The sequence below is a fragment of the Blastococcus sp. Marseille-P5729 genome (assembly GCF_900292035.1).
Lineage (GTDB): Bacteria > Actinomycetota > Actinomycetes > Mycobacteriales > Antricoccaceae > Cumulibacter.
In genome coordinates this window covers 653,393-666,462 of the sequence record NZ_OMPO01000001.1, presented here as the reverse complement: position 1 = coordinate 666,462, position 13,070 = coordinate 653,393, and the positions used below count along the sequence as shown (strand labels likewise).

Annotated in this window: 13 protein-coding genes, 1 tRNA gene and 1 pseudogene; 11 read left to right on the top strand and 4 right to left on the bottom strand. The window is 66.8% G+C overall.

Translation table 11 applies throughout. The features are described from left to right. Positions 1–18: 18 nt before the first annotated feature. Complete coding sequence (gene aceE, locus DAA40_RS03220; protein ID WP_106849235.1) at positions 19–2,730, bottom strand: pyruvate dehydrogenase (acetyl-transferring), homodimeric type; 2,712 nt, start codon at positions 2,728–2,730, stop codon at positions 19–21. 350 nt (positions 2,731–3,080) lie between these two features. Here aceE and DAA40_RS03215 point away from each other — a divergent pair, with 350 nt between their 5' ends. From DAA40_RS03215 to DAA40_RS03190, 6 genes are all read left to right on the top strand, one after another. Then, a complete protein-coding gene (locus tag DAA40_RS03215; protein WP_106848261.1) occupies positions 3,081–3,560 on the top strand; it encodes a hypothetical protein in 480 nt (159 codons plus the stop codon). A gap of 403 nt (positions 3,561–3,963) precedes the next feature. Next, positions 3,964–4,039: transfer RNA gene (locus tag DAA40_RS03210), tRNA-Val, on the top strand. Between the two features lie 101 nt (positions 4,040–4,140). After that, positions 4,141–4,395, top strand: coding sequence for a hypothetical protein (locus tag DAA40_RS03205; RefSeq protein WP_106848260.1), 255 nt, complete (start codon positions 4,141–4,143; stop codon positions 4,393–4,395). 6 nt (positions 4,396–4,401) lie between these two features. After that, a complete protein-coding gene (locus tag DAA40_RS03200; RefSeq protein WP_106848259.1) occupies positions 4,402–4,632 on the top strand; it encodes a hypothetical protein in 231 nt (76 codons plus the stop codon). Positions 4,633–4,714: 82 nt separating this feature from the next. Further along, positions 4,715–5,401 (top strand): DUF3800 domain-containing protein, encoded by a 687-nt coding sequence (locus tag DAA40_RS03195; protein ID WP_370430632.1) that lies wholly within the window; start codon positions 4,715–4,717, stop codon positions 5,399–5,401. Between the two features lie 296 nt (positions 5,402–5,697). After that, on the top strand, positions 5,698–5,919 hold the full coding sequence (locus DAA40_RS03190) for a hypothetical protein (RefSeq protein WP_158716204.1): 222 nt from the start codon (positions 5,698–5,700) through the stop codon (positions 5,917–5,919). Between the two features lie 65 nt (positions 5,920–5,984). Here DAA40_RS03190 and DAA40_RS03185 read toward each other — a convergent pair whose 3' ends face one another. Further along, positions 5,985–6,335, bottom strand: coding sequence for a hypothetical protein (locus DAA40_RS03185; RefSeq protein ID WP_106848256.1), 351 nt, complete (start codon positions 6,333–6,335; stop codon positions 5,985–5,987). Here DAA40_RS03185 and DAA40_RS16930 point away from each other — a divergent pair. The 5 genes and pseudogenes from DAA40_RS16930 to DAA40_RS03165 all read left to right on the top strand — a co-directional run. Further along, positions 6,225–6,566 (top strand): annotated as a pseudogene (locus DAA40_RS16930) (DUF4236 domain-containing protein); the annotation flags it as partial. The gene DAA40_RS03185 and the pseudogene DAA40_RS16930 sit on opposite strands and share 111 nt — an antisense overlap. 84 nt (positions 6,567–6,650) lie before the next feature. Then, a complete protein-coding gene (locus tag DAA40_RS03180) occupies positions 6,651–7,424 on the top strand; it encodes a lipopolysaccharide assembly protein LapB (RefSeq protein WP_234356219.1) in 774 nt (257 codons plus the stop codon). Positions 7,425–7,566: 142 nt separating this feature from the next. Next, on the top strand, positions 7,567–8,682 hold the full coding sequence (locus DAA40_RS03175; RefSeq protein ID WP_199849479.1) for a Nif3-like dinuclear metal center hexameric protein: 1,116 nt from the start codon (positions 7,567–7,569) through the stop codon (positions 8,680–8,682). A 45-nt stretch (positions 8,683–8,727) separates the two neighbouring features. Then, on the top strand, positions 8,728–9,468 hold the full coding sequence (locus tag DAA40_RS03170) for a zinc ribbon domain-containing protein (RefSeq protein WP_106849233.1): 741 nt from the start codon (positions 8,728–8,730) through the stop codon (positions 9,466–9,468). Then, entirely contained in the window at positions 9,465–10,652 is a 1,188-nt protein-coding gene (locus DAA40_RS03165; protein WP_234356218.1) for a bifunctional RNase H/acid phosphatase, read from the top strand. The genes DAA40_RS03170 and DAA40_RS03165 overlap by 4 nt, the downstream gene beginning before the upstream one ends. On the opposite strand, the gene DAA40_RS03160 is transcribed toward DAA40_RS03165, so the two are convergent. After that, a complete protein-coding gene (locus DAA40_RS03160) occupies positions 10,649–11,410 on the bottom strand; it encodes a sulfite exporter TauE/SafE family protein (protein ID WP_234356217.1) in 762 nt (253 codons plus the stop codon). The two genes, DAA40_RS03165 and DAA40_RS03160, sit on opposite strands and share 4 nt — an antisense overlap. Positions 11,411–11,420: 10 nt before the next feature. Continuing rightward, positions 11,421–13,067, bottom strand: a complete 1,647-nt coding sequence (locus DAA40_RS03155) for a class I adenylate-forming enzyme family protein (protein ID WP_106848254.1) — start codon at positions 13,065–13,067, stop codon at positions 11,421–11,423. Positions 13,068–13,070: the final 3 nt, after the last annotated feature.

Here is a 13,070-nt window from a genome sequence, read left to right as displayed (position 1 = left end):
GGCCCGCAGCGGCCTGGCTCAGGTCAGGCCACCGGAGTGGTCCTCCTCCACCTTGGTCGGGTCGTCCACGCCGTACTTGTCGATCACCAGCTGCAGCTGGGAGCGGTCGTACTGGCCCTCCTCGGCGAGCGCGGTGAGCGCCTGCAGCACGATCGACTCGGCATCCACGCGGAAGTGCCGCCGCAGCGACGGGCGAGTGTCCGACAGCCCGAACCCGTCGGTGCCCAGCGAGTTGAATCGGCCCGGCACCCACTGGCGGATCTGGTCCTGTACCGCGCGCATGTAGTCACTGACCGCGACCACCGGCCCCTCGCGGTCCGCGAGCTTGCTAGTCACATACGGGACCTTGGGGTTCTCGTTGGGGTTCATCAGGTTGTGGCTGTCGCACGCCAGGCCGTCGCGGCGCAGCTCGTTCCAGGACGTGACCGACCAGACGTCGGCGTCCACCGCGAAGTCCTTACCGAGAATGTGCTGCGCCTTCAGCGCCCAGTTGACCCCGACGCCGGAGGCCAGTAGCTGGACGCGCGGGCGTCCGGTGTCCGTCATGCCCTCGGAGTACAGGTGGATCCCCTTCAGGATCCCCTCGACGTCCGTGCCCTCGGGCTCGGGCGGCTGCGGGTAGGGCTCGTTGTACATCGTCAGGTAGTACATGACGTTCTGGTCGCGGCCGTCCGCGCCGTCGCCGTACATCCGGGCGAGGCCGTCCTTCACGATATGGCCGAGCTCGAACGCGAACGCGGCGTCGTACGACACCACCGCGGGGTTGGTGGAGGCCAGCAGGATCGAGTGGCCGTCCTCGTGCTGCAGGCCCTCGCCGTTGAGGGTGGTGCGGCCGGCGGTGGCGCCGAGCACGAATCCGCGGGTCATCTGATCGGCCGCGGCCCAGAAGCCGTCACCGGTGCGCTGGAAGCCGAACATCGAGTAGAAGATGTACATCGGGATCATCGGCTCGTCGTGCGTGTCGTACGACGAGCCGGCGGCGGTCAGCGATGCGGTCGAACCGGCCTCGCTGATGCCCTCGTGCAGCAGCTGGCCGTCGGTGGACTCCTTGTAGGCCAGGATCAGGTCCGAGTCGACCGAGGTGTAGTGCTGGCCGTGCGGTGAATAGATCTTCTGGGTGGGGAAGAACGAGTCCATGCCGAAGGTGCGTGCCTCGTCGGGGATGATCGGCACGATCCGCTTGCCGATCTCGGGGTCCTTGAACAGCTCGCGGACCAGGCGCACGAAAGCCATGGTTGTCGCGACCGGCTGCTTGCCCGAGCCGCGGGACATCACCTCGAACCGCTCGTCCTTGGGCATCGGCAGCGCCTTGTGCTTGGTGAGCCGCTTGGGGATGCCGCCGCCGAGCTCCCGGCGTCGCTCCTGCAGGTACTTCATCTCCGGGGAGTCCTCGGCGGGCTTGAAGTACGGCGGCAGGTAGGGGTCGAGGTCGTCGTCGCTGATCGGGATGTTCATCCGGTCCCGGAAGGCCTTGAGGTCCTCCTTGGACAGCTTCTTCATCTGATGGGTCGCGTTGCGGCCCTCGAAGGACGAGCCCAGCGTCCAGCCCTTGATGGTCTTGGCGAGGATCACGGTCGGCTGGCCCTGGTGGGCCACGGCGCGTGAGTACGCCGCGTACAGCTTGCGGTAGTCGTGGCCGCCGCGCTGCAGCTTCCAGATCTGCTCGTCGGTCATGCCCTCGACCATCTTCAGCGCGCGGGGGTCGCGGCCGAAGAAGTGCTCGCGGACGAAGGCGCCGTCGTTGGCCTTGTAGGTCTGATAGTCGCCGTCCGGCGTGGTGTTCATGATGTGCAGCAGCGCACCTTCGGTGTCCTGGGCGAGCAGGTCGTCCCAACCGCGTCCCCACACGACCTTGATGACGTTCCAGCCGGCCCCGGTGAAGAAGGACTCCAGCTCCTGGATGATCTTGCCGTTGCCGCGCACCGGGCCGTCGAGGCGCTGCAGGTTGCAGTTGACGACGAAGGTGAGGTTGTCCAGCTCCTCGCGGGCGGCCAGCCCGATGGCGCCCAGCGACTCCGGCTCGTCCATCTCGCCGTCGCCGAGGAAGGCCCACACATGCTGGTTGCTGGTGTCCTTGATGCCGCGGTTGTGCAGGTAGCGGTTGAAGCGCGCCTGGTAGATGGCGTTAAGCGGGCCGAGACCCATCGAGACGGTCGGGAACTGCCAGAAGTCGGGCATCAAGCGGGGGTGCGGGTACGACGGGAGTCCGGGCTTGTGCGACAGCTCCTGCCGGAAGCCGTCCATCCGATTCTCGTCGATTCGGCCCTCGAGGTAGGCGCGGGCGTAGATGCCGGGGGAGCTGTGGCCCTGGAAGTAGATCTGGTCGCCACCGCCCTCGGAATCCCGGCCCTTGAAGAAGTGGTTGAAGCCGACCTCGTACATCGCGGCGGACGACGCGTACGACGAGATGTGCCCACCCACGCCGATACCCGGCCGCTGGGCGCGGTGCACCATCATCGCTGCATTCCAGCGCAGGTACTGCCGGTAGCGGTGCTCGATGTCCTCGTCGCCAGGGAACTGCGGTTCCTCGGCCGGCGGGATGGTGTTGATGTAGTCGGTGGAACGCAGCGCCGGGATTCCGACGGCGCGCTTGCGGGCGTGCTCGTTGACCCGCAGCAGGAGGTGTCTGGCACGCATCTCGCCGTGCGGATTGTTGTCGATGACGGCGTCCAGGGAGTCGATCCACTCCTTCGTCTCCTCGGGGTCGGAGTCGAAGATCTGCGCCGCCATGCCGTCGGTGATGATCTGCGTGCGATCTTCCGGGGCGGTGCCGATCAGGGTGATGTCGTCGGCATGCGGGTCAGCCGACGGCTGCAGATCGTCGGCGGTCTCCTTGGGATCTCGTGCCACGATGGGTTCTCCTTCGGCGCTGGCATCGATCGGTCGCTCGCGGTCCACGCCCTGGTGTGGCAGGGCCGCGGATGCGGTGTCCCCAATCTATGCGGTTCGCGCCGGATACTCGAACCATGGCCGAGATATCGGAAGTCCCACACCGGCCAGGCCTGCGGGCTCAATATCTGTTCGACTAACCTGAACGGCGACCTCGCTTTGTCCGCAGCCGCGACCGAAGGTGACAACAGGTGTTCCTGACAGTGGTCCGACGAGCAGCCGTCGGCGTCGCAGCAAGCGCGCTCGGCGTGTCTGCGGTCGCCGGCTGCGTCACCACCGTGCAGGGCACGGCCGGTTACGCGCCGGGCACCGTGACGTCGTCCTCGTCGTCCTCGGGGTCCGCGAGCGCGGATCCGCAGGAAGAGCTCAAGAAGCAGTGTGCCGTGGCACTCACGACCGCCAAGGGCTTCCTCGACAGCTGGAAGGAACTCGCCTCGTCCGGGATCACCCCGACGGCCGAGCAGCGCGAAGGCTTGGCGAACGAGGTCCAGGGCTACATCGACCAGCTCAACGCCCAGCTGCCGACAATCGTCGATGCCACGCTCATCTCGCACGTGCAGGCGATCGTCGCCGAGATGGCCAAGATCGTCGAGGGCCTGAAGTCGGGCATCGCGGTCGAGCTCACGGCCTACCGCACCGCCGTCAACAACGCCACCGACTACTGCGGCTGAGGTAATCCACGCTCGTCGAGTGAGCCGCCCCGCGCGCCGAGTGAGGCGTCGCCACGGTCGTCGAGCGAGCCGCCCCGCGCGCCGAGTGAGGCGTCGCCACGGTCGTCGAGCGAGCCGCCCCGCGCGCCGAGTGAGGCGTCGCCACGGTCGTCGAGCGAGCCGCCCCGCGCGCCGAGTGAGGCATCGCCACGGTCGTCGAGCGAGCCGCCCCGCGCGCCGAGTGAGGCATCGCCACGGTCGTCCAGCGAGCCGCCCCGCGCGCCGAGTGAGGCATCGCCACGGTCGTCGAGCGAGCCGCCCCGCGCGCCGAGTGAGGCGTCGCCACGGTCGTCGAGCGAGCGGAGCCGCTAGGCGGAGCGACGCCGAGACGCCGTGCCAAGTACACTCAAGCGGCCGAATGCCGGGGCGTATAGCTCAGTTGGTAGAGCGCTCGCCTTACAAGCGAGTGGCCACAGGTTCGAGTCCTGTTACGCCCACCAATTTGACCTGGGGAAATGCTCGCGAGAGCAGACCTCGTGCCAGATTCGTGCCAGAACCGGCGGCGCTGGATACTCCCGACCGGCAGGGAGGAACAGCACCCATGAGCACGACCTACGTGACCCGGACCGTCGCTATTCAGCGGGCAATCATCGAGCCGTTGACGGGGCGGGTCGCCGACTACGACATCGAGGCGATTGCCGACCGGATCATCGAGCACACCGAGCACGGCTACGTCTGCCCGGTCGAGCCCGACGAGTTCTGGCAGATCGCCAGCGAGCACGACCTCAGCGCGAACGCGCAGGCAGTCGCGGAGTTCGAGCAGGCGATCGAGCATCAGCCCGCGTGGGCGAAGTAGACCAGCATGCACCACGCCGACGAAGTGCCGATGACGTGGCACTCACGCACGGCCGACGCCGTACCCGTCGACGACGACGGCAAGCCGTGCCGGATCACGCTCGAACAGACCGTCACCGACGGCCAGCTCGGCGAACCGCTGGTGTACGTCGAGGTGACCGCGCTGACGGTCGACCAAGATCGCGTGCCTGCGCAAGCGCTGTCTGAGCTCGTCGAGGCGTTCGACGCCGCGCGGTAATCGCGCTTACAGCCATCGCCGACAGCCGTACTGCCCGCCCCATCGGGGGGCGGGCAGTTTGCGTCCTTCTTGCTGAATAGAGTTGAGCACGCGACGTGACACCAGGCGGAATTCGAATGGGGCTCGACCGGACTTGCACGTATTCATAGATGACTCCGGAGACGGAGGTCTGAAGATCGGTCAGGGCTCAACGAGCCACTTGGTGATGGCTGCCTGCATCTTTCGCGATCCATTCGAAATCCAGAGACTCGCGGCCCAAGTCGCCGTGTGCAGGACAGCGACCAGACATACGCGAGAGTTCAAGTACAGCTCGACGAAGGAGAGCGTCAAGGATGCGTTCTTCGCCCACGTCGCGACGATCAATTTCGATGTGCGGGCGATTGTCATCGACAAAGCGAAAATCTACAGCACGAAATTGCGGTCGGAGCCTCAGGCGCTCAAAGCCTACGCGCTACGCATGTTGCTGACGAAGAACTTCGGACAGATCACCGACGCGAAGATCATCATCGACGGTCAGGATACGAAGGCATTCGGCGTCCAGGACTCCGAGTATCTGACCCGAATGGTCAACCGCGAGACACCCGGCACAATCGCGACAGTGAAGTTCGACGACTCGCGGGCCAACATCGGGATCCAATTGGCGGACATGATCGCGGGCGCAATCAATCGTGGCTGTCGAACGCACAAGAAGGCCAACCCGAAGCACCTGGCGCTAATTCGACCGAGAACCTACTATCCGACGGGCACCTTGTGGCACTTCTGCAAGTAGCGGAGAACAGGCGACCCGCTGCCCTAGCTCCAGATCAGGAGCACGCGCGCCAGAGGACGACTATTCGGACAGCGGGTCTCGGTAGAACCCAATCTAGGCTGCGCCGCTGACAGTTTCAATGCCCTGCTCCGCGATTCATCTCACCGCTGAGAGGCTCAGCGGCCGAGTTGCCGGTTCCCCCCAAGTCGACGTCCGCCGGTTTGCCGGTGCACCGAACCGCATTAGTGTCGGGTGATCAGGCTAGGTTTCCCCACATCGGCACCGAACGAGCCGGCCCGATTACGGAAAGTGGGTGCGTGATAGTGGGCGACGTTGAGTTCAACAAGGGCGCGTTAGACAAGGTGCTCCGCGACGTGACGAAGAAGCTGCCGAGTGAGGTATCGGTTCGCGCGGGTGCGAGTGAGGACGAGATCCTCCGCAAGCTCGAACGCGAACTGACCTCTGCCGGAGTGAAGGTTGACCGTTCGGCGCTTCGCGCTGAGGCTCGCCGTATCGCACGGGAGCAGTCGAAGTCTTAGTGATTCGTGGTCGGCGTGGCCGGGTGGGGAGGAATGCACCCGGCCACGCCCGTTCACGGCGCCGCTTACGCGGCGAGGTGGACAACGGCGAGTGCCCGGAGCCCGCCGACTTTGATGTCGTAGCGGCCTTCGGCGCGCAGCTTGGCAAGGTTCTTGTCGAATAGGCCGCCGGCCTGGCTGGATGCGAGGATGTGCTCGGCCTCGCGGACCTTCAGCCGGATCTGCGACCAGTCGTCGACGAGCGCCGGGTCGGCCGGAATCGCGCTCGATGAGACGCGGTGCACGCCGGGCCGAACAGCACATCCATGGCGACGCTTGCCAATGAGGAATGCGCCGGTTGCACCATTCTCGCGCATGAGCTTGATGTTCGCCGCGTCGGCCGGTTTTGTGACCCACTGCGAGTCGGTGTTGCGCAAGGGAGTCACGGAGTCCTTCCGGGTCCGAAGCCTGTCGATCGGACCGGTTTCCTTCCCAGGTCGGTTATGTTCGCTGACATGGGATTTCGAATGCGCAAGAGTTTCAAGCTCGCCCCGGGCGTCCGCATGACTGTCTCTAAATCGGGGGTGAGTTACTCGGCGGGCGGGAAGGGCTACCGCGTCACGAAAACGGCGCGCGGTGGAGTAACGCGAACGATCGGAATCCCGGGCACGGGGCTTTCCCATTCTTCTACTGTCGCCGGCGGCCGATCTTCTCGCGGATCTGCCTCGCGTTCCGCGGTTCGGGGCGTGCCCGTGGGAAAGTCGACGAAACCGAACAAACCAGGCTTGTTTGCCCCCGCGGGGGAGAAGGCGCTGCATGCAGAGGTGTTCGGCAAGCAGCGCGCCGCGGAGATAGAGCAGATCGGCATGTCGCACGCGGAGTACCGTCCCATCGCCTCCGCCGTCTCGGGCCTTCTCGCATACGCCGGGAAGGATTACGAGCGCGCGGAACGCTGCCTTGGGTTCGCGTTCAACGCGGGGATCGAGCCAACAGACGATTCCTTCTTCAAGAAATACATGAACGCTACCGAGGTGTCTTTGGAGATCGCCCCCGGCGTCACCGCCGAACTGCCGATGAGCCGCGAGGCTATTGGACTTGCGCTCGCAGAAATCGGTCAGGGCACAGGTCGTCTGGACTTGGCCATCGACACAGTGGAACAGCTCGATCCGACTTACACTGCCGCGATCTCGCTCGCGGAACTGTATTCGGACGCCGGACGGCACGACGACGTAGTCAAATTGACCGACGGTACGGCTAACGCGGACGACCAATCCGCCTTCCTGCTGATGTTGCGTGCCGTAGCTCTACGCGAGCTCGGAATGCCTGACGCCTCAAAGGAGGCATTCAAAGAGGCGCTGAAGCGCCGCTCGACTGATCCCGCTATCCGGCACCGTGCCCTCCTAGAACGCGCGATCCTAAATGCACAACAGGGGAAGAAGGCGCTGGCGCGGAAAGACCTCGAACGGGTGATCGCAGATGACTCGACCTATCCAGGAATCGCGGACCTGTTGGCGGCCCTGGACTGAGCCCGAACGGAAGCCCATTCGTTAGAGGCGCGCAGGCGACCGGGGCCTGAACGCGTGCTGCACCAGATCCCGGGAGGAACGCCCGTGCAGGTAATGGCGCGCTGTTGGAGGGCAACGACAGGGGGTTGGCACAATCGGAGCCATGAGACTCGCCGACGTCATCGCCGTACTCGACGAGCTGTACCCGCCCGCGCTCGCGGAGTCCTGGGACAGCGTGGGCCTGATCAGCGGTGATCCGGACCAGCCGGTCCGGCACGTGCACCTCGCGCTCGATCCCACTGCGCAGACTGTCGCCGAGGCGATCGCGTCGGGCGCCGATCTGCTGCTCACCCACCACCCGCTGCTGCTGAGGGGCGCCAGCCAGATCCCGTCGACGACGTCCAAGGGGCAGATCCTACGTGCGGCCATCAAGAACGACCTTGCGCTGTTCAACGCCCACACCAACGCCGACCGCGCCCGCGACGGGGTCAATGACGCGCTCGCGGACGCCGTCGGACTGCGCGACACCACGCCGCTGGTACCGGCCAACGAGCTCCGGCTCGAGAAGATCGTCACCTTCGTCCCGCATGACGATGCATCGAAAGTCATCGATGCGCTCGCGGACGCCGGCGCGGGCGCGATCGGCGACTACTCCAGATGCGCCTTCCTGGGCACCGGCGTCGGCACCTTCACGCCGGGGGAGGCCGCGAACCCGGCGATCGGGGAGCGGGGACGGGCCGAGGAGGTTCCCGAGACCCGCGTCGAGATGGTGCTCGAGCCGCGGCGCCGTACGGCGGTGATCGAAGCGCTGCGGGCCGCCCATCCCTATGAGGAGCCGGCCTTCGATCTCCTCGCGATGGTGCCGCTGCCGACGGACCAGGGTCTGGGACGGGTCGGGGAGCTGGCGACGCCGATGACCCTGCGCACGTTCACCGCGCATCTCGCCGGGGCGCTACCGGCGGCGCCGGTCGGCATCCGCGCGGCCGGCGATCCCGACCGTGAGATTCGCCGCGTGGCCGTGCTCGGCGGATCAGGCGACAGCCACCTGGCGGACGCGGCCCGCGCACGCGTCGATGCCTATGTCACCGCCGATCTACGGCACCATCCCGCGAGTGAGCACCTCGCCGACGGCGGCCCGGCACTGGTGGACGCCGGCCACTGGGCTACCGAGTCGACCTGGCTGCCGCTCGTGGCCCGGATCCTGACCGAGCGGCTCGGTCCTGATCTGCAGACCTCAGTGTCGGAGATCTGCACCGATCCGTGGACCGTCCGGGCCTGACTCGACCGCCGGAGGACGGCGCGGGCTGCGGGTAGGGTGGGCTCCGTGCAGATCGAACCCCGTGAGCAGCTGCGGCTGCTCGAGCTCGCCGATGTCGACAAGCAGCTCAACCGGCTGCGTCATGAGCGCGGCGCCATCCCGCAGCTGAAGACCATCGAGGAAGCCGATCAGCAGCTCAGTGCGACGCGGGGTGACGTCATCGACACCGAGACCGCCCGCAACGACCTGGGGCGAGAGATGCAGCGTCTGGAGAGCGACATCGACAGTGTGCGCAAGCGCATCGAGCGCAACCAGCAGCGACTCGACTCCGGCGCGGTCAGCAGCGCTAAGGACGTCACCGCGCTCGAGCACGAGATGCAGACCCTGCACCGGCGTCAGACGCTGCTGGAGGACCAGGAGCTCGAGCTCATGGAGCGTGCTGAGCAGCTCGACACCCAGCTGGAGGAGGTGGGCAAGGCCCGCCAGGCCGTCGAGGAGATCCGTGCCTCCGCGCTGATCCAGCGCGACGAGAAGTGGGCGGAGATCGACCAGCAGACGTCGATGACCGAGACCCAGCGCAGTTCGATCGCGAGCACCATCCCCAATGAGCTGGTCGCGCTCTACGACAAGATCCGAGGTACCGGCGTCCCCGGAGCTGCCCTGCTGACCCAGCGGCGGTGTGGCGGCTGCCGCCTCGAGCTCGCCGGATCAGAGCTCGCCGCGGTCCGGGCCGCGGCGCCCAGTGAGATCGTGCGGTGCGAGTCCTGCCGCTGCATCCTGGTCCGCACTAACGAGTCCGGGCTGTGAGCGGCCCGTTCAGATATGTGGCGATGGCCGACGGCGGGTCGCGGGGCAACCCCGGCAAGGCCGGCTACGGCGCGGTCGTCTTCGACACCGAGGCAGAGCTGGTCGTCGCCGAGCGCTCGGAGTACATCGGCACCGCCAGCAACAACGTCGCCGAGTACCGCGGTCTGATCGCCGCGCTGGAGGCCGCACTCGAGCTGGGTATCACCGAGCTGGAGATGCGCATGGACTCCAAGCTCGTCATCGAGCAGATGTCCGGGAGATGGAAGATCAAGCACCCGGCGATGAAGCCTCTGGCCCTTCAGGCGCGGCGGTTGCTCGACCAACTCGACCGGGTCGAGCTGGTATGGATCCCACGTGCGGAGAACTCACACGCCGACCGGCTGGCGAACGAGGCGATGGATGCCGCCGGCAAGAAAGACGTCCATCGCACTGCGGCCCCGTCCGCACCGGTGCCCGTGCGCGGGGTGGCCGAGCCGGGCGAGATGCCGCAGCCGACCGAGAAGCGCGCCGATGATCCGGAGCCGGCCGACGAGCCCGCCGCATCGCTGCTGACCGCTCATCCCGGACCGCCGCCGAACCTCAGCCTGGTACTGCTGCGGCACGGCGAGACCGAGCAATCCCTCGAACGGCGCTTCAGCGGCCGCACCGACCTCTCGCTAACCGCGAAGGGCACCCGCCAGGCCGCGGCGGCCGCGGCTCGCATCGCCGGTGCACAGAGGATCGACGCGATCTACTGCTCACCCCTGCGCCGAGCCCGCGAGACGGCCGAGGCCGTCAGCGCGGTGACCGGCGTGCCGGTCATCGTGGAGGACGAGCTGCGCGAGGTCGACTTCGGAGAGTGGGAGGGCCTCACCTTCGGTGAGGCGCAGCGTGCCGGGGGTGACGCGTTCGCACGATGGTCCTCGGCCACGGACCTCGCCCCGCCGGGCGGAGAGAGCCAGGCCGCGTGCCTGGAGCGAGTTGCCGCCGTCCGCAACAGGTTGCGCAAGGAGCACGACGGGCAGCGGGTCCTGGTGGTCACCCATGTCACGCCCATCAAGGCGCTGCTGGGGGAGGCACTCGGCGGGCTGGCGATCACCCGCCGCATCAATCTCGACCTGTGCTCGCTCTCGAGGATCGACTACTACGACGGACGAACCGTGGTGAAGCTCGTCAACGAGATCAGCCACCTCGGCGAGCTCTAGCCGAGGGACTCGACGATCAGCCAGATTGCAACGCCGACGCTGAGCAGGATCACTACCCAGCGCAGGATGTCGTCGCGGATCCGGCGTGCTGTCCTCGCCCCCAGTACGCCGCCGACGAGGGCTGATGGCGCGGTGATCGCGAAGGCGAGCCAGTCCACCGGGCCGAACAACGCGAAGGCCACCACTGTCACGGTCGACACCACCAGCGAAATCGCGGTCTTCAGCGCGTTGTTGCGCTGGAGCGTGTCAGGGGAGACCAGCGCCAGCGCCCCGAGGAGGATGACGCCGAGCGCGCCGCCGAAGTAGCCGCCGTACACGGCGCCGAGCCCGACCGCGACCGGCAGCTCCCATTCCGGACCCGACTTCGACTGCTGCCGTGCCGTCGCGTACCGCTTCAGCCGGGGCTGGAAGTACAGCATGACCGCGGCCAGCAGCACCAGTGCCGGGACGACGGCATCGAAGGCGGACGACGGCAGCATCAGCAGCAGCGCGCACCCGATCGCCGACCCGATCACGGCCGCGACGACGACCTGCCGCACGCGGTGCGCCTGGCCCGTCAGCTCTCGGCGAAACCCGAGCACTCCGCCGAGATAGCCCGGCCACTGCGCGACCGAGTTGGTGACATTGGCCTGCAACGGGGACATTCCGGTGGCGAGCAGGGCAGGAAAGACGACCAGCGAGCCGCCGCCAGCGATGGCGTTGATGCCGCCCCCGAGGAGACCGCCGACCAGCATCAGCACGATCTCCCCGGTAGTCACCCGAGCGATATTAGTGACGCAGCTCGCGACGCAGGATCTTGCCCGAGACGGTCTTGGGCAACTCGTCGATGATCTCGATGATGCGGGGGTACTTGTAGGCCGCCATCCGCTCCTTGCAGAAGGCCGTCAGCTCCTCGGGGGTCACCTGCTGGCCCGCCTGCAGCGACACGACTGCCTTCACCGTCTCGCCCCGGTAGTCGTCGGCAATGCCGACCACCGCGGCCTCGCGGACGGCGGGATGGGTGTAGAGGACGTCCTCGACCTCGCGCGGCCACACCTTGTAGCCGGAGGCGTTGATCATGTCCTTCTTGCGGTCGACGATGAAGAACCAGCCGTCCTCGTTCATGAACCCGACGTCGCCGGTGTTGAGGCGCCCGCCGGGGATGTCCTGCTCGGTGGCCTCGGGCTTGTTCCAGTACGCGGGCACGACACCCGGGCCTTCCGACTGCAGCTCGCCCACCTGCCCGGCGGGCATCTCGTTGCCGTCCTCGTCGAGGATCCGCACGACGGTGCCGAAGATCGGGACGCCGACACTGGTCGCCCCCGAGTCCGGGTCGACGGGCGCCTTCTGCCCGAGCGGACCGAAGTGCGTCGGCGAGGTGGTCTCGGTCAGCCCGTACGCGTTGTGGATATAGAGACCGAACTTCTTCTCGAATGCCTCCAGCACGGCGGGCGGGATCGGCGCTCCTCCCGAGTACACCTTCTGCAGCGACTTCAGCTGCTCGGGCTTCACGTCGGGGGAGTTCATCAGCGCGATGAACACCGTGATCGAGCCGATCGTGAAGGTGCACTGATGCTCCTCGATCGCCTCCGGCGTGACCGCCGGGTCGAAGCGGTAGGTCAGCACGCACGGCAGCGGCACGAGCAGGGCGAGGGCCAGGTGACCGATCAGGCCGGTGATGTGGAACAGCGGCGCGACCGCGTACACCGCGTCCTCGGGCCCGAGCTTGATCCAGTCGCGGTAGGCCATGGCGTTGTGCACCATGTTCAGATGGGTGTTGGTCGCGCCCTTCGGCTCGCCGGTCGTGCCGGAGGTGTACGTCAGGAAGGCGATGTCGTCGCCGGAGAACTCCACCGGCTCTGGCTTCGCGCCGTCGTGCTCCTTGATCATCTTCTCGAGATTGGTCGTGCCCGGGCAGTCGATTCGCTCGATGCCCTTGAAGATGCGCTCGTCGTTCCGGGTCTGGTACTCGAGCTCCGAGGTGGTCAGCGCGATCTTCAGGTCGGACGACTTCACCTTCGACACGACGTCCTGCCAAATGGACTCCAGGCACAGGATCGCCGTGGCTCCGGAGTCCTGCACGATGTAGCTGACCTCGCGCTCCCGGTTCATCGGGTTGACCGCGACCGCGATGCCGCCGGCCTTCCAGGTGCCGACGGCGCCGATCAGCCATTGCGGGGTGTTCTGCAGCATGATCGCCAGCCGGTCCCCACGCTCGAAGCCCTGCTCCCGCAGCCCGACGGCCATCGCGTCGGTGACGCGGTCGAGCTCGGCCATGGTGATGACCCCATCGAAGTACTTGATTACCGCGGCGTCCGGCGCGCGCTCGACGCTCTGCTTGAAGACCTCGAGCATCGAGTCGGTGCTGACCGCGAGTTCAGGTGGCAGATCGCCGTAGTACTGGAGCCAAGGCTTCGAGTCGTAGGTTCCGGTCATGCT